The 26,157-nt window shown below is 73.3% G+C and carries 25 protein-coding genes; 11 read left to right on the top strand and 14 right to left on the bottom strand.

The genetic code is table 11. The annotated features are described in order from the left end of the window. Positions 1-3 precede the first annotated feature (3 nt). The gene (locus ACFP2E_RS01830; RefSeq protein WP_378521921.1) at positions 4-474 is read left to right on the top strand and encodes a hypothetical protein; all 471 of its coding nucleotides are present in this window, start codon (positions 4-6) and stop codon (positions 472-474) included. A 6-nt stretch (positions 475-480) separates the two neighbouring features. Here ACFP2E_RS01830 and ACFP2E_RS01825 read toward each other — a convergent pair whose 3' ends face one another. The 5 genes from ACFP2E_RS01825 to pepN form a co-directional block, all read right to left on the bottom strand. After that, on the bottom strand, positions 481-3,477 hold the full coding sequence (locus ACFP2E_RS01825) for an AAA family ATPase (protein WP_378539252.1): 2,997 nt from the start codon (positions 3,475-3,477) through the stop codon (positions 481-483). A 5-nt stretch (positions 3,478-3,482) separates the two neighbouring features. Next, positions 3,483-4,628 (bottom strand): exonuclease SbcCD subunit D, encoded by a 1,146-nt coding sequence (locus ACFP2E_RS01820; RefSeq protein WP_378521918.1) that lies wholly within the window; start codon positions 4,626-4,628, stop codon positions 3,483-3,485. 120 nt (positions 4,629-4,748) lie between these two features. After that, a complete protein-coding gene (locus ACFP2E_RS01815; RefSeq protein WP_378521917.1) occupies positions 4,749-5,039 on the bottom strand; it encodes a Fe-S cluster assembly protein HesB in 291 nt (96 codons plus the stop codon). Positions 5,040-5,137: 98 nt separating this feature from the next. After that, positions 5,138-5,989 (bottom strand): formate dehydrogenase accessory sulfurtransferase FdhD, encoded by an 852-nt coding sequence (locus ACFP2E_RS01810; RefSeq protein WP_378521916.1) that lies wholly within the window; start codon positions 5,987-5,989, stop codon positions 5,138-5,140. Beyond that, positions 5,986-8,448, bottom strand: a complete 2,463-nt coding sequence (gene pepN / locus ACFP2E_RS01805; RefSeq protein WP_378521915.1) for an aminopeptidase N — start codon at positions 8,446-8,448, stop codon at positions 5,986-5,988. Before pepN ends, ACFP2E_RS01810 begins: the two co-directional genes overlap by 4 nt. 153 nt (positions 8,449-8,601) lie before the next feature. Between pepN and ACFP2E_RS01800 the strand changes: the two genes are divergently transcribed. The 4 genes from ACFP2E_RS01800 to ACFP2E_RS01785 all read left to right on the top strand — a co-directional run bounded on the left by ACFP2E_RS01800 (position 8,602) and on the right by ACFP2E_RS01785 (position 13,147). After that, a complete protein-coding gene (locus ACFP2E_RS01800; protein WP_378521914.1) occupies positions 8,602-10,353 on the top strand; it encodes a SpoIVB peptidase S55 domain-containing protein in 1,752 nt (583 codons plus the stop codon). A gap of 208 nt (positions 10,354-10,561) precedes the next feature. Continuing rightward, positions 10,562-12,319 carry a SpoIVB peptidase S55 domain-containing protein gene (locus tag ACFP2E_RS01795; RefSeq protein ID WP_378521913.1) on the top strand — a complete coding sequence of 586 codons (1,758 nt, stop codon included), beginning with the start codon at positions 10,562-10,564 and terminating at the stop codon, positions 12,317-12,319. A gap of 132 nt (positions 12,320-12,451) precedes the next feature. Further along, entirely contained in the window at positions 12,452-12,592 is a 141-nt protein-coding gene (locus ACFP2E_RS01790; protein WP_378521912.1) for a hypothetical protein, read from the top strand. A gap of 78 nt (positions 12,593-12,670) precedes the next feature. Further along, positions 12,671-13,147 carry an OsmC family protein gene (locus ACFP2E_RS01785; RefSeq protein WP_378521911.1) on the top strand — a complete coding sequence of 159 codons (477 nt, stop codon included), beginning with the start codon at positions 12,671-12,673 and terminating at the stop codon, positions 13,145-13,147. Positions 13,148-13,202: 55 nt separating this feature from the next. Here the strand turns inward: ACFP2E_RS01785 and ACFP2E_RS01780 are convergent, their stop codons facing one another. Together ACFP2E_RS01780 and ACFP2E_RS01775 are read right to left on the bottom strand one after the other, a co-directional pair. Continuing rightward, a complete protein-coding gene (locus tag ACFP2E_RS01780) occupies positions 13,203-13,886 on the bottom strand; it encodes a peptidylprolyl isomerase (protein WP_378521910.1) in 684 nt (227 codons plus the stop codon). 23 nt (positions 13,887-13,909) lie between these two features. After that, complete coding sequence (locus ACFP2E_RS01775) at positions 13,910-14,971, bottom strand: alanine racemase (RefSeq protein ID WP_378521909.1); 1,062 nt, start codon at positions 14,969-14,971, stop codon at positions 13,910-13,912. A gap of 42 nt (positions 14,972-15,013) precedes the next feature. On the opposite strand from ACFP2E_RS01775, the gene ACFP2E_RS01770 reads away from it, so the two are divergent. From ACFP2E_RS01770 to ACFP2E_RS01760, 3 genes are all read left to right on the top strand, one after another. After that, positions 15,014-15,457: a hypothetical protein gene (locus tag ACFP2E_RS01770; RefSeq protein WP_378521908.1), complete on the top strand. Its 444-nt coding sequence runs from the start codon at positions 15,014-15,016 to the stop codon at positions 15,455-15,457. Between the two features lie 87 nt (positions 15,458-15,544). After that, positions 15,545-16,936, top strand: a complete 1,392-nt coding sequence (locus ACFP2E_RS01765; RefSeq protein WP_378521907.1) for an HNH endonuclease — start codon at positions 15,545-15,547, stop codon at positions 16,934-16,936. A 45-nt stretch (positions 16,937-16,981) separates the two neighbouring features. Further along, positions 16,982-17,449, top strand: a complete 468-nt coding sequence (locus tag ACFP2E_RS01760; protein WP_378521906.1) for a GNAT family N-acetyltransferase — start codon at positions 16,982-16,984, stop codon at positions 17,447-17,449. A gap of 31 nt (positions 17,450-17,480) precedes the next feature. On the opposite strand, the gene ACFP2E_RS01755 is transcribed toward ACFP2E_RS01760, so the two are convergent. From ACFP2E_RS01755 to ACFP2E_RS01745, 3 genes are all read right to left on the bottom strand, one after another. Further along, positions 17,481-17,963, bottom strand: a complete 483-nt coding sequence (locus ACFP2E_RS01755; protein WP_378521905.1) for a hypothetical protein — start codon at positions 17,961-17,963, stop codon at positions 17,481-17,483. Then, positions 17,960-18,256, bottom strand: a complete 297-nt coding sequence (locus ACFP2E_RS01750; protein WP_378521904.1) for a hypothetical protein — start codon at positions 18,254-18,256, stop codon at positions 17,960-17,962. Before ACFP2E_RS01750 ends, ACFP2E_RS01755 begins: the two co-directional genes overlap by 4 nt. Positions 18,257-18,374: 118 nt before the next feature. Beyond that, positions 18,375-18,584, bottom strand: coding sequence for a hypothetical protein (locus ACFP2E_RS01745; RefSeq protein ID WP_378521903.1), 210 nt, complete (start codon positions 18,582-18,584; stop codon positions 18,375-18,377). Positions 18,585-18,670: 86 nt separating this feature from the next. Here ACFP2E_RS01745 and ACFP2E_RS01740 point away from each other — a divergent pair, with 86 nt between their 5' ends. After that, complete coding sequence (locus ACFP2E_RS01740) at positions 18,671-20,371, top strand: glycerol-3-phosphate dehydrogenase/oxidase (RefSeq protein ID WP_378521902.1); 1,701 nt, start codon at positions 18,671-18,673, stop codon at positions 20,369-20,371. Positions 20,372-20,450: 79 nt separating this feature from the next. On the opposite strand, the gene ACFP2E_RS01735 is transcribed toward ACFP2E_RS01740, so the two are convergent. Next, the gene (locus ACFP2E_RS01735; RefSeq protein WP_378521901.1) at positions 20,451-20,663 is read right to left on the bottom strand and encodes a hypothetical protein; all 213 of its coding nucleotides are present in this window, start codon (positions 20,661-20,663) and stop codon (positions 20,451-20,453) included. Positions 20,664-20,862: 199 nt separating this feature from the next. On the opposite strand from ACFP2E_RS01735, the gene ACFP2E_RS01730 reads away from it, so the two are divergent. Both ACFP2E_RS01730 and ACFP2E_RS01725 read left to right on the top strand, forming a co-directional pair. Continuing rightward, positions 20,863-21,897 (top strand): tyrosine-type recombinase/integrase, encoded by a 1,035-nt coding sequence (locus tag ACFP2E_RS01730; RefSeq protein WP_378521900.1) that lies wholly within the window; start codon positions 20,863-20,865, stop codon positions 21,895-21,897. A gap of 41 nt (positions 21,898-21,938) precedes the next feature. Next, positions 21,939-22,532 carry a hypothetical protein gene (locus ACFP2E_RS01725; RefSeq protein WP_378521899.1) on the top strand — a complete coding sequence of 198 codons (594 nt, stop codon included), beginning with the start codon at positions 21,939-21,941 and terminating at the stop codon, positions 22,530-22,532. On the opposite strand, the gene ACFP2E_RS01720 is transcribed toward ACFP2E_RS01725, so the two are convergent. From ACFP2E_RS01720 to ACFP2E_RS01710, 3 genes are read right to left on the bottom strand one after another with little or no spacing between them, the layout of a single operon-like run. Further along, positions 22,516-24,879, bottom strand: a complete 2,364-nt coding sequence (locus ACFP2E_RS01720; RefSeq protein WP_378521898.1) for an ATP-binding cassette domain-containing protein — start codon at positions 24,877-24,879, stop codon at positions 22,516-22,518. The two genes, ACFP2E_RS01725 and ACFP2E_RS01720, sit on opposite strands and share 17 nt — an antisense overlap. A gap of 13 nt (positions 24,880-24,892) precedes the next feature. Beyond that, complete coding sequence (locus tag ACFP2E_RS01715; protein WP_378521897.1) at positions 24,893-25,360, bottom strand: pyridoxamine 5'-phosphate oxidase family protein; 468 nt, start codon at positions 25,358-25,360, stop codon at positions 24,893-24,895. 54 nt (positions 25,361-25,414) lie between these two features. Further along, positions 25,415-26,071 carry a TVP38/TMEM64 family protein gene (locus tag ACFP2E_RS01710; protein ID WP_378521896.1) on the bottom strand — a complete coding sequence of 219 codons (657 nt, stop codon included), beginning with the start codon at positions 26,069-26,071 and terminating at the stop codon, positions 25,415-25,417. Positions 26,072-26,157 lie beyond the last annotated feature (86 nt).

The following is a 26,157-nucleotide window of genomic DNA, read 5'->3' as shown; positions in this document are numbered from 1 at the left end:
GGCATGAGGCGTCTCGTCGTCGCCATGGTGCTCGGACTGATCGCGTCGCTCGGGGCCGCGGTGGCCCCGGCATCGGCGGTGAACATCGGCCGGGAGGGATGCACCCCGGGCTACTGGAAGAACCACACCGACAACTGGCAGGAGGCGTACCCCGACGCGCTCTTCTCGGCCAAGTTCGGCACGGCCGGGACGTCGCTGGGCGGGAAGACCCTGCTCGACACGCTCCAGGGTGGCGGCGGACCCGGTGTCGCCGGCGCGGAGACCATCCTCGCCCGCGCCGCGACCGCGGCCTACCTGAACGCCGCCCACGAGGGACTCGGCTTCCCGTGGCGGCGCACCGACTGGGGCCTGGACGGCCGTCCGCCGCTCGTGCCGACGGTGCGGGACGCGATCAACACGGGCAACCGGGCGACGATGCTGGCGCTCGCGACCCGGCTCGACGCGGACAACAACCTGGGCTGCCCGCTCAACTGAGCGGACCTACCTGCTGACGGCGAGCCGTGAGCCGGCGCGGGCCTTGCTGACCCGCAGCTGGACCGGGATCCGGTCCCGCATCTCGGCCACGTGGCTCACGACGCCGACGACACGGCCGCCGTCGCGCAGGGAGTCCAGGGTGTCCATGACGTCGTCGAGGGTCTCGGCGTCGAGCGACCCGAAGCCCTCGTCGACGAAGAGCGTGTCGAGGTCGGCGCCGCCCGCCTCGTGGGCGACGACGTCGGCGAGGCCGAGGGCGAGCGCGAGGGAGACCACGAAGGTCTCGCCCCCCGAGAGGGTGGCGGGGTCGCGGGCCTCGCCCGACCACTCGTCACGCACCAGCAGGCTCAGGCCGCCGCGGGTCTCCCCGGTACCGCGGCGGCCGGTGTGCTCGAGGGTGTAGCGCTGACCGGTCATCCCGGCGAGGCGGACGTTGGCGGCCGCCACCACCTGGCTCAGCCGCCAGGCCAGGACGTAGGCCGAGAGGCGCATCCGCAGGCGGTTGTCGGCGGAGGAGCCGTCGGTGAGCGCCGCGAGGTGGGTCGCGGTGACCAGGTCGTGGCGCACCGGGCCCCACCGCTCGAGGGCGTCGCGCAGGTCGGCGGCCAGGGACGCGAGACGGCTGGCCCGGGCGCGCGCCAGGCTCGCCGCGGCCGACGCCTCCGCCAGTGCCTCGGCGGCCCGCTCGTGGTCCGCGGCGAGGGCCTCGAGGTCGGGCGGTTCGGCGTCCTCGACGGTGCGGACGTCGGGGGCCTCGAGGACGCCGACGACGCGCGCCACCGCCTGCTCGTGGTCGCGGATGCGGGTCTCGAGGGCGGCGACGGCCCTCTCGTCGAGGGCCGCCTCGAGCAGCGACTCGACCGACTCGAAGCCCGCGGCAGCCAGGGCTGCGGCCAGCCGCTCCGAGGCCTCGGACGCTGCGGCGGCAGCGCGCGTGGCCTCGGCCTCGGCCAGCAGGGCGGCCCGGCAGCCGGTGGCGAGGATGTCGAGGTCGGCGGCGAGGTCGGTGAGCGTCACGGCGTCGCTGTCGGCGAGGGCGGCCTCGAGCTCGGCGGAGATCGCCACCGACTCCCGTCGGAGCGACTCGGCCTGAGCCCGGGCGGCGGCGAGTCCGGCGAGCAGGCCGTCACGACACGTGCCGAGCCGCTCCAAGGCTCCCTCGACCTGCCCGAGCTCCTCGGCCAGCCCCTCGGCCCGTGCATGGAGCTCCTCGAGCCGGGTGACCTCGGCCCCGGCCACCGGGAGCTCCGCCGCGGGGTCGCCCTCGCCGGCCGCGCGCTCGCGGGCACCGGCGATGCGGGCCTGGAGGTCGCGGACCCGCTCCTCGTGGAGCAGGCGCATCGCCTCGGCGTCGTCGACCCGGCGGCGTGCGGCCTTCTCGGCTGCGGCGTCGGGGGCGCCCGGCTGAGCCGTCGCGGGGCGGGGGTGGTCGTGGGAGCCGCAGACCGGGCAGTCGGCCCCGACCGCCAGCCCGCCGGCGAGCTCGGCGGCCATGCCCTCGAGCCGCTGCTGCTGGACCTGGAGCCAGGTCTCCTTCACGTCGAGGAGCGTCTCCACGGTCGAGGTCAGCCCGGCGCGCGCCGTCCCGAGCTCGGCCTCGAGCGCGGCCGCCTCCTCGGCGGCACGGCCCCGGTCACGCAGCGTCGCGACGTGCCGCACCGCGGTCGGCAGGAGGTCACCCGCCTGTCGCGCCTCGGCGAGCTCCTCGTGGAGGCGTTGCCGGCGCGCGGGCAGCGCGGTCAGCTGGGCGTCGACGTCGGCGAGCTCGGTCTCCCGGGCCTCGATGTCGCGCTCCGTGGCCGGGATCCGTCGCTCGAGGTCTGCCAGAGTGGCCTCCCGCGGGGCCAGCGCCCGGGCGGCAGCGGCGCGGTCGCGAAGCCCGGCCTCCATGGCCTCGAGCGCCGCGGTGTCGAGGTCCGCCGGGTCGGCCTGCCCGTGGGCCGCGACCGAGGCGACGAGGGACCCCCGGCGCTCGGCCGCGCGCACGGCGGCGTCGGCCAGGTCGGTGGCCTGGGCGTGGACCGGCAGCACGCCGGCGGCGCGGCGGGCGTCGGCGAGGCGGCGCCGGTCGTCGCTGTGGGAGGGCTCCCGCTCGCGCAGCCGCGCCTGCTCCGCCAGCGCCTGCTGCCGGGCGGCCTGCAGGCGCGCGACCTCGCGGCCGGCGTCGAGGGCCGAGCGAGCAGCGGCCTCCTGCTCCACCGCGCGCTCCACCCGGATCGCGCCGGTGGCGACTGCCTCCTCGGCCGTGCCGAGCTGCTGCGCGGACCAGGCGGCCAGCTCGCCCTTGTCGGCCGGGGCGGCGAGGTCGGTGACGTCCCACCCTTCCGGCAGCGCGACGCTCGCCGCCTCGCTGGTCCGGCTGACGAGGTCGGCCACCTCGTCGTGGTGGGCGGCGGAGGCCTGGCGCAGCTCGCGCCGGCGGTCCCGGAGCCACCGCTCGACCGCTTCGAACCGGGCGGTGCGGAAGAGCTGCTGCAGCAGCCGCTGACGGTCCTCCGAGCGCGCCCGCAGGAAGGCCTGGAACCGCCCCTGAGGCAGCAGCGCCACCTGGCAGAACTGGGTCATGGTGAGCCCGACCAGCCGGCTCACCATCTGGCCGGTCTCGTCGAGGCGTTGGGAGAGCGGGACCCACTCGCCGTCGACGCGCTCCAGCAGGCGGACGCTCGCCTGCTGCGCGGTGGTGCCGGTGCCGCGCTTCTTGGGCCGCTCCCAGGCGGGGGAGCGGTCGAGGCGGAAGCGGCGGCCGGTGAGCGTCACGTCGAGCACGACGCGGGGGGCGACGCCGGCGGCCGCCTGGTCGCAACGCAGCCGGCGGGCGGCCTGCCGGTCGCCGGGGACCTCGCCGTAGAGCGCGAAGCAGACGGCGTCGAGGACGCTCGTCTTGCCGGCACCCGTAGGGCCCGTCAACAGGAACAGGCCGGCGTCGGAGAGGGCGTCGAAGTCGACCCGGACGGTCTCGGCGAACGGGCCGAACGCGGTGATCTCGAGGTGGTGGAGCCGCATCCTCGTCAGCCCTCCCCGTCGTCGTCGCCGCACGAGTCGCAGGCGGTGAGGAGGAGGGCGGCCTCGTCGTCGCTGGCGGCGGTGCCGCGCAGCTCCCGGACGAAGTCGAGCGTCACGTCGTGGGCGCTGCGGCCGGCCGTGCGCGCCACCGGGGTCTCCGAGGTCGCGCCGGACGTCGGCGCGAACGCCAGCACCAGCGCGTGGGGGAACCGGCGGCGCAACCGCTCCATGGCCTGCAGCGGGCGGACCGCGTCGGTGAGGGTCGCCTCCACCCACGAACCCTCGTGGCAGGCGAGAGCGGGATCTGCCAGGAGCTCCTCGAGGGAGCCGCGGAGGCGCGCCAGCGGGCGCGGCACCGGCGCCTCGACGAGCTCGGCGGCGACCGCACCGGCGCCGTCGAGGTCGACCAGCCAGCTGCCCTTGACGTGGCCGGACTCGGAGAAGGAGTAAGCGAGGGGCGAGCCGCTGTAGCGGATCCGGTCGGTGAGGACGTGCCGGCCGTGGAGGTGGCCGAGCGCGGTGTAGGAGACGCCGTCGAAGACGGTGGTGGGGACCCGGGAGACCCCACCGACGCTGATGTCGCGCTCGGAGTCGCTGGGCGCCGCACCGGCCACGAAGGCGTGGGCGAGGACGACGGAGCGGGTCCCGCACGGCCGGCCGGCGAGGTCGGCACGCACCCGGCCCATGGCCTCGGTGAGGGCCGCCTCGTGGGAGCGGCCCGGGAGCCGCCACGGCTCGAGCAGCGCACTGGGGTCGAGGTAGGGGAGTCCGTAGACCGCGACCGGGCCGTGGGCGTCGCCGAGGACGACGGGGGTGCCGACCGCGGCGGGGTCGGTGCGGAGGTGGAGCCCTGCGGCGTCCATGACGCGAGAGCCGAACCCGAGCCGCTGCGCGGAGTCGTGGTTGCCGCTGGTCACCACGACGCGGGCGCGGCTGGCGGCGAGCCGGGCGAACGCCTCGTCGGCCAGGCGGACGGCGTCGACGGGCGGGAGGGCCCGGTCGTAGACGTCTCCGGCGACGACGACGAGATCGACCCGCTCGCGCTCGACCACGTCGAGCAGGTGGTCGACGTACGTCGCCTGGTGGTCGAGCATGCCCTCCCGGTGGAACGACCGGCCGAGGTGCCAGTCGGAGGTGTGGAGGATGCGCACGGGACGACGGTAGGCGCCGCCGCCGACAGGGCGGCGGACCCACGCCGTCCCGTGCGCAGCCCGCACCGTGAGGCCGGTCTCAGCCTCCTGGGACCAGCCCCCGGGATCGTGCTCGCGGGGTCAGCCCTGCTGGCCGCCCTGCAGACCGATGGCGAACTGGACGTTTCCGGTCTCGTCGACGGCCGCGTCGAGGACCTTGTCGTCCAGCTGCGCGGCCGCGTCGCCGTCGAGGAAGACGGTCGCCCCGCCCTGCTCGACGACCTGGTCACCGGGCTCGGCGGCCGCGGCGGGGGCCACGCCGAACGCCGGCTGCTCGCCGCCCTCCGACGTGATGCGCAGGCCCGCGGTGTCGGGGAGCTGCGTCGCGATGTCGCTGATGATCGTGCTGGCGTTGTCGGTGAGGGTGAGCATGAGGCTCTCTTCCGATCGTGTGCAGTACCGACCCACCGTGTCGCACATCGGCGCGTGACACAAACGCGCGGGTCGCCCAGCGGGCACCGTTCCGGTCCTCAGCCGGCGTACCGCACGCACCGGCCCGCGTCGACGAAGCCGTACAGGGTGAGCCCGGACTCCCGGGCCAGCCGCACCGCCAGGCTGGTGGGCGCGCCGACGGCGACCAGGGCACCGACGCCGGCTGCGACGGCCTTCTGCACCAGCTCGAAGCCGGCCCGGCCGCTCACCACGAGGCAGGCCTCGGCGGGCGGGAGGCCGGCCAGCAGCCGCGCCCCGGTCACCTTGTCGACCGCGTTGTGCCGGCCGACGTCCTCCCGCACCACGAGCAGCTCGCCCGAGGCGGTCGCCAGTCCGGCGGCGTGCACCCCGCCGGTCCTGGCGAACACCGACTGCTCGGCGCGCAGCAGGTGGGGCAGCGTCCGCGCCACCGCGGGCTCGAGCGGGTCGCCGCCCCAGTGGCGTCCGGGCGTGAGCGCGAGGGCCTCGTCGAGGCTGTCCTTGCCGCAGACCCCGCACGCGGAGGACCCGCTGGAGGTGGCGTCGTGGCGGTGACCGGGGTCGCGCAGGGGCGGACCGTCGAGGGTCACCGTGACGACGTTGTACTCCTGCTCGGGCGCGAGGTCGGCGTCGGTGCAGTACACGACGGACCGCAGCCCGCCGGCAGCACCCACGATCCCCCCGAGGATGCCCTCGTGCCGCAGCCACCCGGCCGCGAGCTCGAAGTCGTGCCCGGGCGTGCGCATGGTGACCCACACCCGGCGAGCCGGCTCGCCGGGCCAGGCGAGCCTGATTTCCAGCGGCTCCTCGGTGGCCACCCGGTCCTCCCGCCGCCGCACGTCGTCCGCGGTGTGCTCCTGCACCCGCACCCGGACGACCGGGCCGGGACGACGCGGGCGGTCGGGGGTCATGACGCCCCGAACGCCTTCCGCACGGCCAGCCGCCGCTCGAGCTCGTCGGCCAGGTCCACCACCTTGCGGCGCAGCGACGCCTCGAGACCCGGGGCCGCGACCAGCGCGCGGGCGCGGGCGAGGGTGTCGTCCCTCAGCGACGTGATGGGGAAGAACGCCTCCGCCGCGTCGGCCAGCAGCCAGCCGGCCCGCCGGTCGACGGTGCCGGGCAGGTCGGCGAAGTAGCGCGCGACGTACGGGTCGGTGAGGTGCTCCTGGCCGGGACGCCACATGCCCTGGCCGGCGGCCTCGAGCTCGTAGTTGGGCACGTCGACGTCGCCGGTGAAGCGGGCCCAGGCCCACGCCTTGGCGTCCGCGTCGGGCAGCGAGGCGACCGCCCGGCTGTGCTCGACCCGCGACCGGTTCGTCGGCTCGGCATCCAGCGCCGCCTGCAGCTCCTCGCGGTCGGTCTCGCCGAGCGAGGCCAGCTGGACGAGGATCCGCCACCGCAGGTCGAGGTCGAGGGACAGCCCCTCGGGGAGTCCGGCGCCGGCCAGCCAGCCGCGGAGCACCGCCGGGTCGTGGGCGCTCGAGGCGGCGAGCTGGAAGGCGGCGAGCTGCAGCGTCGAGCCGGCCGGCGCAGCCACGGTCTTGGCGACCGCGGCGGCGTGCAGGCGGGCGTGGGCCGCCGCGGGGTCGGCCGAGAGCGCGGAGACCTTCGTCAGCAGCCACGGCGCGGTGTAGAAGAGCGCGTCGTCGCTGTCCTCGATGCCCAGCCCCGCCTCGTAGAGGTCGAGCACGTCGGCGGGGGAGACGGCTGCGTTGTGGAACCCGCTGCGCACGCTGTTCCAGATACCGGCGCGCAGCAGCGCGTCGTCGGTCCGGGGCAGCAGGTCCTGCAGGGCGGCCAGGGTGAGCGGGTCGGGCTGCACCAGCGCCCAGGTGTCCTCGAAGGGGTCGAGGACGACGGGAGACCGCGCCGCGTCGAACGGCGTCTCGGGCTCGTCGACGGTGAGGCTGGTGACCTCCCACTTGCCGTCGACCGCCGTCGCCACCCGGAAGGTGTGGTGCCGGTCCGCGGGATGGTCCGCGGGCGGCGTACGACGCACCACTCCGGCCTCCCGGTCGAGGACGAGGGTGTCGGGGCCCGCGGTCCGCAGCCAGCTGGACGTGAACGAGGACAGGTCCCCGGCGCCCGCCCGCTCCCAGCTGGCCACCAGGTCGTGCATGGTCGCGTTGCCGAAGCGGTGCCGGGTCAGGTGGTCGACCACCCCGCCGAGGAAGACCTCGTCACCGAGAGCGGCGTTGAGCTGCTTGAGGACGCTCGAGCCCTTGGCGTAGGAGATCCCGTCGAAGTCCTGCAGCGCACTGGACGCATCGGTGGCGCCGTTTCCCGCGACGGGATGGGTGCTCGGGCGCTGGTCGGCGACGAGGCCCCACTGCCGGCGGGCATACGCGTTGTGGGTCCACGCGTCGTCGTACTCGGTGACATCGGCGGTGACCCGGTTGCCCATGTACTCGGCGAAGGACTCGTTGAGCCACAGGTCGTCCCACCACTTCGGCGTGACGATGTTGCCGAACCACTGGTGGGCCATCTCGTGGGCCACCGTCGTGGCGCGCTGGATGCGCATGCCCCGCGTGACGCGGCTCGAGAAGACCAACGGGTCGCGGAAGGTGACCAGGCCCGGGTTCTCCATGGCGCCGGCGTTGAACTCCGGGACGAACGCCTGGTGGTAGCTCCCGAACGGGTAGCGGATGCCGAAGAGCCGGTGGAACTCGTCGAAGCACTGCTTGGTCATCGTGAAGAGCTCGTCGGCGTCGGCCTCGAGGTCGCGGGCGAGGCTCTGCCGCGCGCTCAGGCCCAGCGGGATCCCGTCGTGCTCGTCGTGGATCAGGTGGTAGGGGCCGGCCACGAGGGTGACGAAGTACGTCGAGAGCGGCTGGGTCCGCTCCAGCTCCCAGGTGCCGGGCTCGACCTCGCGGCCGGCCGCGTTGCCCAGGACGGTCCAGTCGGTGGGGGCCGTGACGTGGAAGGTGTACGGCGCCTTGAGGTCGGGCTGGTCGAAGCAGGCGAAGACGCTCGGGGCGGCGTCCATGAACGACATGCCGTAGACGTAGTGGAGGCCGTCGGCCGGGTCGACGCTGCGGTGGAGCCCCTCGCCGTCGTTGCGGAACCGCATCACCGCGTCGACCACCAGCTCGTGGGGCCCCTCGGTGAGGCGGAGCGGGAGCCGGCCGCGGTCCAGCAGTCCGGGGTCCACGGGCGAACCGTCCAGCGAGATGCTGTTGACGCGCTCGGGCTTGAGGTCGAGGAAGGTGTCCCCGCCCCGCGACGTGAGGCTGATGGTCGTGACCGACCGGAAACGCCCGGGGTCGGAGGCGAGGTCGAGCCGGACGTCGTAGTGGTCGACGACCAGCAGGTCGAAGCGTGCCCGCGCCTCGGCGTGGCCGAGGCTGCGGAACGGTGTGTCGGTGCTCACCGGCTCACCCTAGGTCACCGGCGTGGCTTACATTTCGCGCACCGACGACGAACTTCTTTCTCCGTCCGGCAACCGAACACGGGTCCGGACGCGTCGTACGGATGGATCGGGGGCAAGTCGTGCACCCGACGCTCGGATGAGAGGTCGCACGCAATGAAGCGCATGAAGGCGCGCGCGCAGGGACGGGTCACCGTCGCCGTCGCGCTGTCGGTGGCAGTGGTCGGGGGAGTCTCGGCAGCCACCGTGGGGCCGGCCAGCTCGGCCGACCCGGTGGGGGACTGCGCGGTGCCGTTCCCGGTGGCCGAGGTCACCAAGAACCAGACGGTCACCGGCAGCACGGTGGAGCGGGGGACGACCCCGGAGCCGTTCAACGGCACGGTGCTCGGGGTGCTCGAGGACGGCATCGCGCCGGACATCGACATGATCATGGCCGAGCTCGACTCGCCCGCGATCCAGAAGGCCGGCGGCATCTGGCAGGGCATGTCCGGCTCGCCGGTCTACGCCGAGGACGGCCGCCTCATCGGTGCCGTCGCCTACGGCCTCTCGTGGGGCCCCAGCCCGATCGCGGGCATCACGCCGTTCGAGCACATGGACGACTACCTGACCGCGCCGGCACCCGGCCGGATCAAGGTCGACCCGGGCACCGCCCGCTCGATCTCGCGGCAGTCCGACGTCAGCCGGGAGCAGGCGGGCGAGTTCCGCCAGCTGCGGCTGCCGTTCGGTGTCTCCGGCATCCACGCCAGCCGTCTCCAGAAGGCCCGGGAGATGCGCAAGGAGCACCGGTACATCCCGAGGCAGACCGCGTCGATGGGTGCGGCGAAGGCTGCCGGTGAGGGCCCCGGCCCCGAGACCGTGGTCGCCGGCGGCAACCTCGCCGTCGCGCACTCCCACGGCGACATCACCATGGGTGGCGTCGGCACCGCGACCAGCGTCTGCCAGGGTGAGGTCGTCGGCTTCGGCCACCCCGCGGCGTTCCTGGGCGACGCGTCGATGACGCTGCACCCCGCGGACGCCCTGTTCGTGCAGCCGGAGTCCTTGGGCGCGCCCTTCAAGGTCGCCAACCTGGGCGCGCCGGTCGGCACCATCACCGACGACCGGCTGACCGGCGTCACCGGCGCCTTCGGTGCGCTCCCGGCCAGCGCCACGATCACCCACGACCTGACCTTCCTGGTCAACGGGCGCCAGCGGACGGGCACGACCGAGGTCTCGACGCCCGAGGCGTCGGCGGCTGCGACGTTCTACCAGCAGCTCGCCAACCACGACCGGGTGCTCGACGGCTCGGTGCAGGGCACGGAGCTGCTCGCGTGGCAGATCTCCGGCACCGACAACGGCACGCCGTTCACGGTCGGCATGACCGACCGCTACGCGTCGCGCTGGGACATCGCGTTCGAGGCGCCGTGGGACGTGGCCGACGCCGCCTGGGTCCTCAGCCGGGTCCCCGGCGTGACGCTCGACGACATCAGCATGGAGGCCTCCGTCACCGACGACCCGTCCACCTTCAAGGTCGTCCGGGTCGAGCAGAAGCAGCGCGGCACCTGGACCGAGGTCAACCGTCGCAACCCCGCCTTCGGCCGGGCCGGCGGCACGCTCAACCTGCGTGCGGTGCTCGAGGCCACCGGGACCGAGCCCATCATGGTCCCCGTCTCGGTGGAGGTGCCGGACAAGCGGGCGCGCGGCGCCAGCCTCATGGTGTACGGCGGTGGCTCCTTCTGGAGCAGCGGTCTGTGGAGCGCCGACTCCGTCGCCGACGTGCAGAAGTTCACCGAGAACACCGTCCGCAACGACGCCGTGGCCGCACAGGTGAGCGTGTACGGCGGTCGGCGCAGCACGACGAGCAAGGCGGCCAGCGAGCCGACCGAGAAGGTGGTGACCGGCCGGAAGCGCATCGAGCTGATCGTGCGCTGACGTTCCTGGTCGGCTGACCTGACGGCGGCGGGGTGGAGCCACCCCGCCGCCGTTGCCGTTCCCGGGCCCGGGCGCCTCACCAATTCCCGGCAACTTCCTGTCCAGGTGCGTCCCGGGAGGCCGACGCGGGTGACCCTGCTGGAAACGACGTCAGTCGGGGGCGTCGGAGCAGCGCGCGACCCCGGCGCTCGGATTGAGAGGTCGCACCATGACGAAGCGGGTACGCATGGGCGCGCGGCGACGGGTCTCCGTCGCCGTTGCGCTGTCGGTGACGGCGGCCGGGGGAGTCTCGGCCACCCTGGTGGGACCGGCCGTCTCGGCCGGCCCGGCGGAGGACTGCGCGGTGCCGTTCCCGGTGGCCGAGGTCGCCCGGGACCAGGTGGTGCACGGGCTCACGGTGGAGCGGGGGACGACGCCGGAGCCGTTCAGCGGGACGGTGCTCGGGGTGCTCGAGGACGGCATTGCGCCGGACCTCGACATGATCATGGCGGAGCTCGACTCGCCGGCCATCCAGAAGGCGGGCGGGATCTGGCAGGGCATGTCCGGGTCGCCGGTGTACGCCGAGGACGGACGGCTGCTGGGGGCGGTGGCCTACGGCCTCTCGTGGGGCCCGAGCCCGATCGCGGGCATCACGCCGTTCGAGGAGATGGACGACTACCTCACCCCCAAGGCGGCCCCGGTCCGCGTCGAGGTCGACGACCGGACCGCGCGCATGCTCGCCAGACGCACCGGCGTCAGCGTGCGGGCCGCTGGCGAGTTCCGCCAGCTCCGGATCCCGCTGCGCGTCTCCGGTGTCCGCGCCGAGCGGCTCGCGCAGGCACGCAAGCAGCGCGAGGACCACCGCTGGGTGATGCGTCGCGTCGCGGCCTCAGGTGCTCCCGCATCACCCGGCTCGGGTCCCGGTCCCGACACGATCGTGGCCGGCGGCAACCTCGCCGTGGCCCTCTCGTACGGCGACATCACGCTGGGCGGGGTCGGCACTGCCACCAGCGTGTGCCGGGGCGAGGTCGTGGGCTTCGGCCACCCGGCCACGTTCCTGGGCGACACGACTCTGACGCTGCACCCCGCCGACGCGCTGTTCGTGCAGCCGGAGTCCCTGGGAGCGCCCTTCAAGGTCGCGAACCCGGGAGCGCCGGTCGGCACCATCACCGATGACCGCCTGGCCGGGGTCACCGGCACCTTCGGCGCGCTTCCCCGCGCCACCACCGTGACCTCCGACCTCACCTTTGTGGGCAAGGGCCGACAGCGCAGCGGATCTTCCGAGGTCTCCACGCCCCAGGCACTGGCGTTCGTCACGTTCATCCAGCAGCTGGTCAACCACGACCGGGTGCTCGACGGCATCACCCAAGGGTCGGAGCTGATGTCCTGGCAGATCACCGGTGAGTCCCGCGGCACGCCGTTCGCCCTCGCCATGACCGATCGTTTCGCCTCCCGGGACGACATCGCGTTCGAGGTGCCCTGGGAGGTCGCCGATCTCGTCTGGGTCCTCAGCCGGATCCCGGGCATCACCCTCGACGACGTCACCATCGGGGCCGAGGTCGTCGACGACCCGTCGAAGTGGCGGGTCGTCGGGGTGCAGCAGCGCCGTCGCGGGGCCTGGGTCGACCTCGACCGCAGCAGCCCGGCGGTCAGCCGGCCCGGTGGCGTGCTGCGCCTGCGGGCCGTGCTGCACGACCGGGCGAACGACGTCACGACGACGGTCCGCGTCTCCGTCGACGTCCCGCAGCGGCGGGCGTTCGAGGCGGTGCTCGAGGTGGCCGGGGGCGGCTCGGTGTTCAGCAGCATCTGGGGGGCCAGGACCCTCGAGGCCGTCGAGCGCCGGCTCGCGAGGGCGGTGCGCAACGACGCGGTGCAGGCGTCGCTCACGACGTTCTTCGGCCGCCGGCCGAAGGTGAGCCGCGAGGTCAGCGAGCCGACCGAGAAGGTTGTCAACGGACGGAAGCGGGTGCCGGTCGTCCTGCGCTAGGGGTGTCAGGGATCACCCCGGCGGTGATCCTTACTTCTGAGCGCGGCGCTCCTACGATGTAAGGGCCGACAAGGGAGTTGGCCCATGACACATTCGACTGCCCGCCCAACGGGCCGAAAGGACCGCGCCACCATGACCACGCAGCTTCACCTCGCCCGGGGGATCGTCGAGGGACGCGCGTACACGGACCAGGACCTGGCCCTGCTGCGCAGCGTGGAGATCGCCCGGCAGATCGAGCGCCGCAGCCGCCGCGAGCGGCGCCGCACTCGCTGACCGCACCCGGCAGCGGCCCTGCAGCGGCCCGGCAGCAGCAGTCGCGGACGGACGGGGGCGGTCTGGCAGGCTGGCGCCATGCCCGACCTGTCGACCGCCCGCACCGACCCGTCCACCCTGCGCCGCATCGAGCTGCGGCGACTCGAGGACGGCGGCTACGAGGCGACGAACCCGCGCGGCGGGGTGATCCGCGTGAGCGGCGACGACGCCGACTTCACGCCCGTCGAGCTGCTGCTCACGGCGCTCGCGGGCTGCAGCGCCATCGACGTCGACCTGATCACGGGCAAGCGCGCGCAGGCCGAGCGCCTCGTCGTCGGCGCCCAGGGCCACAAGGTCCGTGACGAGAAGGGCAACCACCTCGTCGACCTGCTGGTGACCTTCGACGTCGCCTTCCCGGAGGGCCCCGACGGCGACAAGGCGCGCGAGGCGCTGCCGCGCGCCATGGCCCAGACCCGGGACCGGCTCTGCACCGTCAGCCGGACCGTCGCACTGGGGGAGCCGGTCGAGTACGTCGACGTCTCCGAGCGCGAGGGACAGAGCCCCGAGGGCGACTGATGGCCGTGGACGAGGCGGTGGAGACCGTCGCTCGAGCGTTGACGGGCGGTCGGGGTCAGCCGACCTCGACCGACTCGATCTCCACGGTCTCCTTCGGCGGGCCGTCGGGCGCGCCGCCCTGGGCGCCCTTCGCCGCGATGTCCCGGACCACCTCGAGGCTCGCCTCGTCGATCGTGCCGAAGACCGTGTAGGCCGGCGGCAGCTGGCTCTCGTCGTACACGATGAAGAACTGCGACCCGTTGGTGTCGGGACCCGCGTTGGCCATGGCGAGCGTGCCGGCGCCGTAGGTCTCCTCGCCGCTCAGCTCGTCGGGGAACGAGTAGCCCGGGCCGCCCATGCCGCTGGCCGTCGGGTCGCCGCACTGGAGGACGAAGATGCCGGCGGTCGTGAGGCGGTGGCACTGGCTGGCGTCGAAGTAGCCCTGCTCGGCGAGCGAGACGAACGAGTTGACGGTGCACGGCGTCCCGTCGGCCGTGAGCGTCGCGCTGATGTCGCCCGCACTGGTGCTCAGCGTCATCGGCACCTCGCCGCTGACGGTGGCCTCCGTCGGGGGCGGCTCGACCTCCTTGGCGGCGGCGCCGCCGGCGGGGTACTCGCAGGAGACGCCGGTGCCGGCGTCGGTGCTCCCGGTGGCCGGGTCCTCGGCGGTGGAGCCGCCGTCGTCGCTGCAGGCGGCGAGGCCGCCGAGGGCGAGGAGGGTTGCGGCGAGGGCAGGACCGTGGTGACGGAGCGTAGGCATGGCGCCGATCGTAGGGGGAAGGCTCAGCCGCCCGGCCCCCGGGCGACGACCGGCCAGCTGCGCAGCTCGCCGGCCTCCTCCACGAGCAGCCGGTCGCTCAGGTTGACGGCGTTGCACACGTGGTTGGGGACCACGTCGACCCTGCTGCCGATCGGCGGCAGGGGAGTGCCGCCCAGGTCGGCAACCGCGTGGTGCTCGGACAGCAGCACGATCCGGGCGTCCGGGTGAGCCGGGAGCCGGCCGAAGCCGGTGGCGTACGGCGCCCGGTCGGCGCCCAGGGCCTTGCTGCCGGCGTCGAGGACGAGGCGACCGCCGGCGTGGCTGACGACGGTGCTGCGGCAGGTGAGCGCGATCTGCTCCGGCGCCATGGTGCCGAGCTCCCACTGCTGGGCGTCGCCGAACACGTAGACCCCCGGCCGCATCTCGGTCAGCACGTCGGTCGCCGAGTCGGCGAGGCTGGGCGTCGAGCCGCCGCTCACGACCTCCGGCTCGATCCCCTCGGACCGCAGCGCGTCGGCCGCCACGGCCAGGCAGCGACCCTCGTCCTCGGCTGCGCTCGAGGTGCCGCCTGCGGCGTAGCTGTGGCCGGGGAAGGTGAAGACGCCGCGCACGTCGAGGCCCGCGCGTGCGGCCTTCTGGGCGAGGATGCCCGCCTCCTCGGGCGGGACGCCGGACCGGCCGTGCCCGCTGTCGACCTCGACGAGCACCCTGACGCCGTGCGCCCCCAGCAGGCGGCCCGCGGCAGCCGCGCCCTCGACCGAGTCGATGCCGATCGTCAGCGTGGTGGCGGTCAGGACGTCGCGCAGCCGCGCACCCGTCACGTCGTCGACCCACAGCGGGTAGGCGATGAAGATGTCGTCGAACCCTTCCCGGGCGAAGGCCTCCGCCTCGTTGACGGTCGCGACCGTGATGCCGACAGCCCCGGCGTCGAGCTGGAGGCGCGCGATCTCGACGCACTTGTGGGTCTTCACGTGGGGCCGCAGCCGGACACCGGTCCGGGACGCCTGCTCCGCCACGCGGCGGATGTTCTGGCGCAGTCGCGGGAGGTCGACGCTCAGGTACGGCGTCGGCGGGTCCACCAGCATGGCGTCACGGTACGCCGTGTCGGCCTGACAGGATCCCCGGTCATGGAGAGCACCCTGACCATCGGCCCTGCCCGAGGCGACCATGTCGCCATCCGGGTGCTCCAGCGCGCGTACCCCAGCTCCTCGGACTACTGGGACGGCAACTGGGTCAGGTCGACGATCCACGTCCGTGCCGGCGGCTTCCTGGCCGACGTCCGAGCTGACCTCCGGACCGACGAGATCCACCGGCTCGCGGACGGCCTCCGGTTCATCGACGACAACCTCTTCGGCTCGGCGGTCCTCCAGAGCATGGAGGACTGGGTCGACCTCACGATCACGTGCGAGGCGAACGGCAGCCTGAGCGTGGCCGGCGAGGTGACGGACCAGCCGGGCACGGGCAATCGCCTGGCGTTCTCGTTGCCGGGGCTCGACCAGACTTACCTCCAGGACTGGCTGGTGCAGGCCGCGGCCATCGAGGCGGCGTTCCCCGTCGTCGGCCGTCCCTGATGAGGCAGTCCCGGCACCGTTATCCGGTTTCCACAGATCCCCGGGCACCCCTTGTGGGGGTCGGCGCCCTCACGTAGAATCGAACACATGTTCGACGGGGGAAGTGCTCACGGCAGCGGGGCCGGCCAGGCCACCGCCGTCGCGCTGCCCGCCGATCAAGTCTCCGAGTGGACCGGCCAGCTGGCCGAGGTGGCCCGCGACCTGATCAGCGACGCCGAGCGGGTCGACCTGATCACCGAGCTCGAGCGACTCAAGGCCGCCGCCGCAGCCGCCCAGGCCAAGCTCACCGCCGACCTCGACGCCTCCCAGCGCGCAGAGCAGGAGGCGGCCGGGCTGCCGGCCCGCCGGGTCGGGGTCGGGATGGCCGCCCAGGTCGGACTGGCGCGGAGAGAGTCGCCCAACCGGGGCGCGCAGCACCTCGGCCTCGCCAAGGTGCTCGTGACCGAGATGCCCCACACCCTGGCCCGACTGACCGCGGGCGACCTCTCGGAGTGGCGGGCGACCCTGCTCGCCCGGGAGACCGCCTGCCTGAGCCGGGAGCACAGGCAGTACGTCGACTCGGCGCTGTGCGCCGACCCCGCCACCCTCGACGGCCTCGGCGACCGCGCGATCGTCGCCGCGGCGCAGAAGCTCGCGATCAAGCTCGACCAGGAGGCCGTGGTCCGCCGCCGCGCCAAGGCCCAGAACGAGCGCCGAGTGTCGCTGCGTCCGGCGCCCGACACGATGACCTGGCTGACCGCGCTGCTGCCGGTCGAGCAGGGCGTCGCCGCGTTCGCCGCTCTCACCCGGGCCGCCGACGGAGCCCGTGCGTCCGGTGACGAGCGGGGGCGCGGACAGGTCATGGCCGACACCCTCGTCGAACGGCTCACCGGACAGGCCGAGGCCGACGAGGTGCCGGTCGCGGTCAACCTCGTCATCACCGACACCAGCCTCTTCGACGGCGACCCCACCCCGGCCCACGTCGACGGTTACGGACCCGTCCCCGCCGCCTGGGCCCGCGACCTCATCGCTGACGCGTGCAGCGCCGGTACGGGTGCGTGGCTGCGCAGGCTGTTCACCCACCCCGAGTCAGGCGCACTGGTCGCCATGGACTCCCGCCAGCGCAAGGTGCCCCCCGGGCTCGCGCAGCTGGTCCGGCTCCGCGACGGCGGCACCTGCCGCACCCCCTGGTGCGACGCACCGATCCGGCACACCGACCACACCACCCCGGTCCACGCCGACGGAAAGACCACCGAGAGCAACCTGACCGGACGGTGCGAGGCCTGCAACCACGCCAAGGAAGCACCCGGCTGGCGCGCCCGACCACGCAGCAGGCCCGGCGAACCACACCGGATCGAGGTCACCACCCCCACCGGCCACCAGCACCAGTCCCATGCGCCACCGCTGCCCGGTCTCGACACGCTCGCTAGCGCTCCCTACTCGACCACCGAATGGGGCCACCTCCGGATCTCCTGGAAGAAGTTGGCTCTCGCCGCCTGATCCTGGCGCCCGCGCGAATCGCTCGGACTGCGCTTGGATGAACCAGTGACGTGGGTGATCAGGGAACGGCGGGATGGCGATCTCCACGAGTGCGCTGCTCTGCTCGCCCAGGTGCATGTCGAGCAGCGTTACCCCGTCAACTGGCCCGACGATCCCGGTACCTGGCTGACGCCGGCCAACATGGCGGCTGCGTGGGTGGTGGCCAGGGACGACGAGATCATCGGCCACGTCTGCCTCGTGCGCGGCAACCTGAGCACGTCCGATCTGACGCTCGAACGTCTCTTCGTATCGCCCGTTGCGGTGGGGAGCGGCGTTGGGAGGGCTCTTGTCATCCAGGCGAGCGATTGGACGGCTCAGCGCGGGGCTCAGCTGAGCCTGGACGTTGCCGACAACTGCGCCAAGGCCGTGGCCCTCTACCGTCGCCTTGGTTGGCGCCAGATCGGGGAGACGCCCATCGACTGGGGTGGCGACCTGGCACGCCGCCTACTTCACTTCGAGGCGCCTACAGGCTGAGTGGGACGTTCCGGTGAGGCGGCACCGTGCGTCAGTCGCGGACGCCCTGGGGGCCGTCGTCGCGGGGGACCGCCGTGTGGGCCGGGTCGCCGTGGGTGCGGCGGTCCTCCTTCATCTCGGCCTCGAAGAGGTGCCGGCGCCCCTGCACCAGAGCGTCGCGCGCCTCCCGCTCGAGGTCCTTGAAGACGGAGTAGTAGACGTCGTCGTACTCCTCGACGACCTGGAAGCTCCAGCGCCCCTCGAGGATGTTGCGCCCGATGAGCTCCTCCTGGAAACGGTCGGCCAGATCCGTGTGGCCGGCCTCGCGCAGCATGTCGACGCCCTCGCCGAGGGTCAGGTCTGCGGTGCCGCAGAGCCGGTGGAAGCCGTAGAGGAACCCGCGCGCCTGCTCCACCGCCTCGAGCGCCTCGGAGATCTTCCCGAGCGCCTCGACCGTGGTGTCGTCGACGCCGTCGGGGCGGGTGTGCTCGGGCAGCGGCTGGTCGGTGGACTGGCGGACGGACTGGTCGGTCATGACAGCTCCAGGGCTCGCAGTACGGCGGGCGGGTCGGCGACCGTCAGCGTCGCGCCGGGGTGACGCAGCCGCCCGGTCGGGTCGAGGACCCGCACGGGGTCGTGGAAGGTGAGGCACACGGCATGGTCGCCGTTGGTCGCGAAGGTGACGCCGTGGTCGGTGAGCGACAGGTGGGCCGGGCCCACCGTCTTGAGCCAGGCGAAGCCACCGGTCTCCGTGCCACCGGCGACGTTGCTGCGCGGTGTGCGCAGCGTCCACGGCCCGAACCGGGCGCGCAGCTCGTCGTCGTCCACCTCCAGCCAGGCCGTGAGTGGCGTGATCCCGAACAGCAGCGCCGGGAGCCGGTAGGACGCAGCGAACGCGAAGGGGAACGGTCGGACACGTCAGAGACGTTAGTCAGCCCGGCAAGGCTCAGCCCAGCACGGCAGCGGCGTCGACCGTGCCGTGCTCGGACTGGATCGCGTCGGCGAGGCGCACCACCTCGTCGTCGGGCACCTCCACGCCGGCCTCGGCGAAGCCCTTGCGGAGCTCGGACTCGACCGTGCCCTCGGGGGCGCCGTCCTGCCAGGAGGAGACGCGGTCGACGACGGCCTGGATTGCCTGGACTCGTTCTGTGGTCATGTTCACGGAGTACCCAAGGGCTGTCCGGGCAACCGGTGAGTCAGTAGCGTTTCGCTCGCAGGCGTACGACGTGAGGAGTGGACCGGATGCTGCCTACCAGGCTCGACCCGGGCAGCCGCAGCGCTGCCCTCGCCGCCATGAGCAAGACCGAGCTCGACGTGCTCGTCGTGGGCGGAGGTGTCGTCGGCGGGGGAGCGGCGCTCGACGCCGTCACCCGCGGCCTGAGCGTGGGGCTCGTCGAGGCACGCGACTACGCGTCTGGCACGTCCAGCCGCTCCAGCAAGCTGGTGCACGGGGGACTGCGCTACCTCGAGCAGCTCGACTTCGGCCTCGTCCGCGAGGCGCTCAAGGAGCGGTCGCTGATCCTGCACCATCTGGCGCCGCACCTCGCGCGTCCGATCCCGTTCCTCTACCCGCTGCAGCACCGCGTCTGGGAGCGGTTCTACGTCGGCAGCGGCGTCCTGCTCTACGACACGATGGGTGGGCGCAAGGGCGTGCCGACCCACCGCCACCTGACGCGTCGGCAGGCGCTGCGGAAGTTCCCGTCGCTGCGCAAGGACGCCCTGGTGGGCGCGATCCAGTACTACGACGGCCAGATCGACGACGCTCGGCACACGATGATGCTGGCGCGGACGGCCGCGCACTACGGCGCGCTGTGCGCGAGCAGCGCCCGCGTCACCGGCTTCCTGCGCGAGGGGGACCGGGTGGTCGGCGCCCGGGTGCGCGACCTGGAGTCCGGCGTCGAGCACGAGATCCGGGCCCGGCAGACCATCAACGCCGCCGGGGTGTGGACCGACGACCTGCAGGAGCTCGTCGGCGGCCGCGGCCAGCTTCGCGTGCGCGCGTCCAAGGGCGTCCACATCCTCGTGCCGCGCGACCGCATCCACGCCCGGACCGGCATCATCGCGCGCACCGCGACCAGCGTGCTGTTCATCATCCCGTGGGAGCAGCACTGGATCATCGGCACCACCGACACCGACTGGGACCTCGACAAGGCCCACCCGGCAGCCAGCCAACACGACATCGACTACCTGCTCGAGCACGCCAACCGGCTGCTCGCCCAACCACTCACGCACGACGACGTCGTCGGCGTGTACGCCGGCCTGAGGCCGTTGCTGTCGGGGGAGTCGGACGCAACCAGCCAGCTCTCCCGCGAGCACGCCGTGGTGACCCCGGTCGCCGGTCTGACCCTGATCGCGGGCGGCAAGTACACGACGTACCGCGTGATGGCGAAGGACGCCGTCGACGCGGTGGTGCACGGCCTGCCGGACCGCGTGCCGAGGTCGTGCACCGAGCGGGTTCCGCTGCTGGGAGCCGACGGCTTCGAGGCGCTGTGGAACAGCCGCGAGCGGCTGGCCGAGGACAGTGGCCTCCATGTCGCCCGCATCGAGCACCTGCTGCGCCGCTACGGCTCACTCGTCCACGAGGTGCTCTCGCTGGTCGACGAGGACCCGACGCTGGGGGAGCCGCTCCCGGGCGCGGACTCCTACCTGCGGGTCGAGGCGGTGTACGCCGCCCTGGCCGAGGGGGCGCTGCACCTCGACGACATCCTCACGCGGCGTACCCGCATCTCCATCGAGACCGAGGACCGCGGCCTGGCGGCCTCGGAGGAGGTCGCCGACCTGGTGGCGCCGGTGCTGGGCTGGGACACGGAGACCGTGAAGCTCGAGATCGAGCACTACCGGGCGAGGGTTGCTGCCGAGCGCGAGTCGCAGCAGCAGCCCGACGACCGCACCGCCGACGCGGCCCGGCTGGGGGCTCCCGACGTGCGGGGAGCGGGTTCCTGACGCAGACTGACATAATGTCAGTTATCGGCGATCTAGCCAGATGGCCGAGAGGGGGCTGCAGAACCGCCTCGACAGCCGCTCAGACCGTCGGTCGATGGAACACGAACAGCGTCTCGGCCATCCCGACCGGCTCGCCGGAGCCGTTCCACTGCTGGTACTGCGGCACGACGTGCTTGAGGAACATGCCTTCGTCCTCGAGCTGGTTCAGGACGACCTCCAGGCAGTCCCGATCGTCGTCGTAGTCGGCGGCCCGTTTGCGCACGTCGTCCATGTTGCACACGTAGTACGTCATGCGGTCGTCCAGTCCGACCGGTCGTCAGCGCCCAGGATCATGCCCGGAGTCAACCACGCAGCCGGTCCCCGACGTGGCAGGTCGACGGACGTGCCTCCATATCTGCTGGATACCGACGATTATGCGGCAAACGACAACGGTGTGATCCCGCCCAGCGGAGCCCGGGCTCTGGGGGTGGCGACCACTACGGTCGCGGCCCGTGAAGAGCAACGTGCTGGTCAGCGAAGCGATCGACGGCTGGTTCCTCGCGAGGGCGCCCCGCAAGGACTCCCCGCACACCCGGGCGGCCTACCAGCGCGACCTCGCCGCGATCCTCCGCGCCGCCTCCGAACGCCTCGGCCGGCCCGTGGACGACCTGTGCCTCGGCGACCTCACCCTCCCGGTGCTGCGCCACGCCTTCGGGACCTGGTCGCAGGGGCGCGCCGCGGCCAGCGTCCGGCGCTGCCACTCCACGTGGAGCGGCTTCTTCGAGCACCTCGTGTCCGAGGAGCTGATCTCCGGCTCGCCCATGCCCGGCGTGGCCAAGCCACGGTCTCCGCAGCGACTCCCGAAGCCCTTCGCCGAGGACGACGCCGCCCGGATCGTCCGCACGCTCACCGACGCGTCGGTACGACGCCGCCAGCCGTGGCCGGAGCTCGACGCGGCCGTCGTGCTCACCGGTCTCGTGACGGGCGTCCGCTCCGCCGAGCTCCTGGCGACCGACGTCGGTGACGTCACCCGGACCCCCGGCAACGAGCGGATCCGGGTGCTCGGCAAGGGCGACGCCGAGCGGTCGATCCCTGTCGAGCCGCTGCTGCTCGGCATCCTCGGGACCTACCTCGACTCGCGTCGCGACCGGTTCCCCGGCACCGCCCGCCAGCGCGGCGTCGAGGACGAGAACGACCCCTGGGCGTGGTGGCGCCCCAACGACCCGCTCTTCGTCGACCGCACCGGCCAGCGGATGCGCACCGGCGCGCTGCAGTACCTCGTCGAGCTCGTCTACCGAGACGCCGGCGTCAACGCCGCCCGCGCCCGCGGCGCCCTGGTCCACGCGCTGCGCCACACCGCGGCGACCCGGCTCGTCGAGCGCGGCGCCACCGCCGTCGAGCTGATGGACTTCCTCGGGCACCGGTCGCTGGCCACCTCCCAGGGGTACCTCGCCTCGACCGCCGCCGGGGTCCGCGCGGCAGCGGCCCGCTCCCCCGTCTACGACCTGCTGGCCGAGGCTCCCGACGACGAGGCGGCGAGCCAGTAGGTTCGACCGCAGACATCAAGGTCGCACCGCCCACGGCCAACGTGCTCCTGACACCCGTGGTCAGCGGGCAGCTGCTCGGCAGCCTGCGTCGGCTCTTCCCGGCAGCCCGCAGCCTCTTCACCGAGCTGCAGGACGACGGCCGCGGGATCCGGTTGTCCGGGCCGTTGAGCCGGATCGCGGCGCACGGGCCCGATGGCTACTTCGTCGCCCACGGGCTGGGGTCTTTCGCGCCCATCGTGCAGAGCGAGGCAAGGCTCCAGCTGGCAGGGAGCCGGCAGCGGACCCCTCCACGGATCGGACCGTCGACGCAACCCCTCTCCTCCGCGCCGGAACCGGGGTCGGCCACCGGCGAGGGCATGGTCGTCTGGGTCCGGCACGGGTCGGTGCCGACGCCGGCCGGCCGACGGCTGGATCTCGCGCCCGTCGACGCCCTGGTCTCTTCCCTCGACCCGGTCCCCGCCCCGCGGACCAGCGTGCTGTGGGCGGCCGTGGTCGCGGAGTGCGCGGTGCACCTGGCGCGCAGCACCGCCGAGCCCGTGCTGGTCGACGTACCCGGGCTCGAGGTCTCGATCCTGGCCGAGCTGCAGGTCCGGGTGGCCAGCGAGCTCGTCCCGCATGTCACCTGGCCGGGCTGACGTACTCCGCGAGGTGCTGCCCGGTGAGGGTCGACCGGGCGGCGACCAGGTCGGCCGGGGTGCCCTCGAAGACCACGCGGCCGCCGTCGTGGCCGGCGCCCGGTCCGAGGTCGATCAGCCAGTCCGCGTGGGCCATCACGGCCTGGTGGTGCTCGATGACGATCACCGACCTCCCGCCGTCGACCAGCCGGTCCAGCAGGCCGAGCAGCTGCTCGACGTCGGCCAGGTGGAGGCCGGTGGTCGGCTCGTCGAGGACGTAGACCTCGCCCTTCTCCCCCATCTGGTTGGCGAGCTTGAGCCGCTGCCGCTCGCCGCCGGACAGCGTCGTCAGCGGTTGGCCCAGCGTGAGGTAGCCCAGCCCGACGTCTGCGAGACGGTCGAGGACCTTGTGGGCGGCGGGGACCCGCGCCTCGCCGTCACGGAAGAACTCCTCGGCCTCGGCCACCGACATCGCCAGCACCTCGGCGATGTTGCGGCCGCCGAGGGTGTGCTCCAGCACCGCCGCCTGGAACCGGCGCCCCTCGCACTCCTCGCACGGCGACTCGACGGTCTCCATGATCCCGAGCTCGGTGAAGATCACGCCCGCGCCGTTGCAGGTCGGGCAGGCGCCCTCGGAGTTGGAGCTGAACAGCGCCGGCTTCACGCCGTTCGCCTTGGCGAACGCCTTGCGGACCGGCTCGAGCAGCCCGGTGTACGTCGCGGGGTTGCTGCGGCGCGAGCCCTTGATGGCGGCCTGGTCGATGACCACGACGCCGTCCCGTCCGGCTACGGACCCGTGGACGAGCGAGCTCTTGCCGGAGCCGGCGACGCCGGTGACCACGCACAGCACGCCGAGCGGAACGTCGACGTCGACGTCCTGCAGGTTGTGGAGCGACGCCCCGCGGACCTCCATCGCGGCGGACGGCGTGCGCACCGTCTCCTTGAGCCGGGCCCGGTCGTCGAGGTGCCGCCCGGTGACGGTGCCGCTCCCCCGCAGCCCGTCGATCGAGCCCTCGAAGCAGATCGTGCCGCCGTCGGAGCCGGCGCCGGGCCCGAGGTCGACGACGTGGTCGGCGATGGCGATGGTCTCCGGCTTGTGCTCCACGACCAGCACCGTGTTGCCCTTGTCGCGCAGCCGGACCAGCAGGTCGTTCATCCGCTCGATGTCGTGGGGGTGCAGGCCGATGGTGGGCTCGTCGAAGACGTAGGTGACGTCGGTCAGCGCCGAGCCGAGGTGGCGGATCATCTTGGTCCGTTGCGCCTCTCCCCCGGACAGCGTCCCGGCCGGCCGGTCGAGCGAGAGGTAGCCGAGCCCGATCTCGACGAAGGAGTCGAGCAGGTGGCGGATCCCGCCGAGCAGCGGCGCCACCGTCGGCTCGTCGAGGTCGCGCACCCAGTCGGCGAGGTCGCTGATCTGCATCGCGCAGACCTCGGCGATGTTGCGGCCACCCACCTTCGAGGCCAGCGCCTCGCGCGTCAGCCGGGTGCCCTCGCAGTCGGGGCACGTCGTGAACGTGATCGCGCGCTCGACGAACCGCCGCACGTGCGGCTGCATCGCCTCCACGTCCTTGGACAGGATCGACTTCTGGATCTTGGGGATGAGCCCCTCGAACGTCAGGTTGACGCCGTCGACGTTGATCTTCTGGGGCTTGCCGTGCAGGAGCTTGTCGAGCTCCTTCTTGGTGTACCTGCCGACCGGCTTGTCCATCGGGAGCCCGGCGCCGCGGAAGATCCGGCCGTACCAGCCGTCCATGCTGTAGCCCGGCACCGTGAGCGCGCCCTCGGACAACGACTTCGTCTCGTCGTACAGCGCCGTCAGGTCGAAGTCGGACACGTTGCCCATGCCCTCGCAGCGCGGGCACATGCCGCCGAGGTAGACCGCGTCCTTGACGACCGTCTTCTCGACACGGCCGCCCTTCTCGGTGCTCATCACCCCGCCGGCACGACGGGTCGGCACGTTGAACGAGAACGCCGTCGGCGGCCCGACGTGCGGCTTCCCGAGCCGGCTGAAGAGGATGCGCAGCATCGCGTTGGCGTCGGTGGCGGTGCCGACCGTCGAGCGGGGGTTCGCGCCCATCCGCTCCTGGTCGACGACGATCGCGGTGGTCAGCCCCTCGAGCACGTCGACCTCGGGCCGCGCGAGCGTCGGCATGAAGCCCTGCACGAAGGCGCTGTAGGTCTCGTTGATCATCCGCTGCGACTCGGCGGCGATCGTGCTGAACACCAGCGAGCTCTTCCCGGACCCGGAGACCCCGGTGAACACCGTCAGCCGGCGCTTGGGCAGCTCGACGCTGACGTCCTTGAGGTTGTTGACGCGGGCGCCCTGCACCCGGATCAGGTCGTGGCTGTCCGCCGGGTGGGTGCTCATCGTCCTGCCTCTCTCAGACCAGCCACGTGCCGTCGCGCATCAGGGTGCGTCCGGCGATCTCGTCGACCTCGCGCCAGGCCTGCACCCGGACCGGGCGCAGCACCATGAAGACGAACCCCCGGGAGCTGCGCGGGTCCCAGTCGGCCTGGCCGGCGTACGCCGTGCCGAGCCCGGCGTCCTCGGCGACGTCGACCGCCCGTTCCAGGACCACGTCGAGCATCACCACATCACGCGTGGGCCCGACGGCCAGCCGCGCCGCGCCGGTCGCGACGATGTTCCGCCCGGTGACCGACGTCGCCTCGACCGCGATCACCGCCCGCTGGTCCACCCAGGCCAGCGACAGCGGCACGAGGTGCGGCCGTCCGCCCGTCGAGGCGGTCGCGACCCAGACGTCGACGGCCGGCGTGGTCAGCGCGGCGAGGGCGTCGGCCTTGCGCTGCTCACGCGACCGCGGCGGGGCGTCACCCCGAGTGGTGTCCATGGCCGCCACGCTAGCGTCGCGCGACCCCGGTGGCTTCTCCGATCGTGACCGGGCTCAGGGGGCTGCGCTCGCCGTCCTCCGGTTGCGCCAGATCCCGGCGGCGGTGAGCGCCACGAGGCCGGCGATCGCGGCCCAGAACGGCCACGAGGTCGGGTCCGCGCCGAACGCGCCGACCGCGACGTACACCGCAGTGCCGGGGACGATCCCGACCGCGGTGCCCGCGAGGTAGCTGCGGGCGCTGATCCCGGTGAGCCCGAACGCGAAGTTGGCCGTGCTGAAGGGCACCAGCGGCACGAGTCGCGCCAGCAGCACCGCACCGAGGCCGTGGCGGCGGACCCGCTCGTCGAGGGCCCGCACCCGGGCCCCGCTCACGCGGCGCACCGCCTCGCGGCCGAGGCCCCGTGCGACGGCGAAGGCCACGAGTGCTCCCAGCACCGCACCGAGCAGCGTGGCGGGCAGGGCGACCGCGAAGCCGAGGAGCGCGCCCCCGGCGATCGTCAGCACCGCCGTCGGTCCGACCGGTAGCAGGCACACCGCGACGTAGGCCAGCACGTACGCCGGCACCGCCCACGCCCCGAGCCCGTCGAGGAGGCCGCGGAGCTCCGCCTGGCTCGGCAGTCCCAGGGTCTGCTGCACCCCGACCGCGGCGACGAGCAGGGCCACCAGCACGGCCAGCCGCAGCGCGGCACGTCGTCGAGAGGGAGTCGGCATCCGTCGTGCTCCTGCTGTCGGGGCGTGGGGTCTTCAGGTGGTTCGTCGCGCGGAACCCGATGGATGGCGCCCGGCATTCCCGGGCG

Origin of the sequence: Nocardioides sp. GCM10027114 (assembly GCF_042659625.1) — a bacterium.
Taxonomy (GTDB): Bacteria; Actinomycetota; Actinomycetes; order Propionibacteriales; family Nocardioidaceae; genus Nocardioides.
This window is presented reverse-complemented; position numbering and strand designations above follow the sequence as displayed.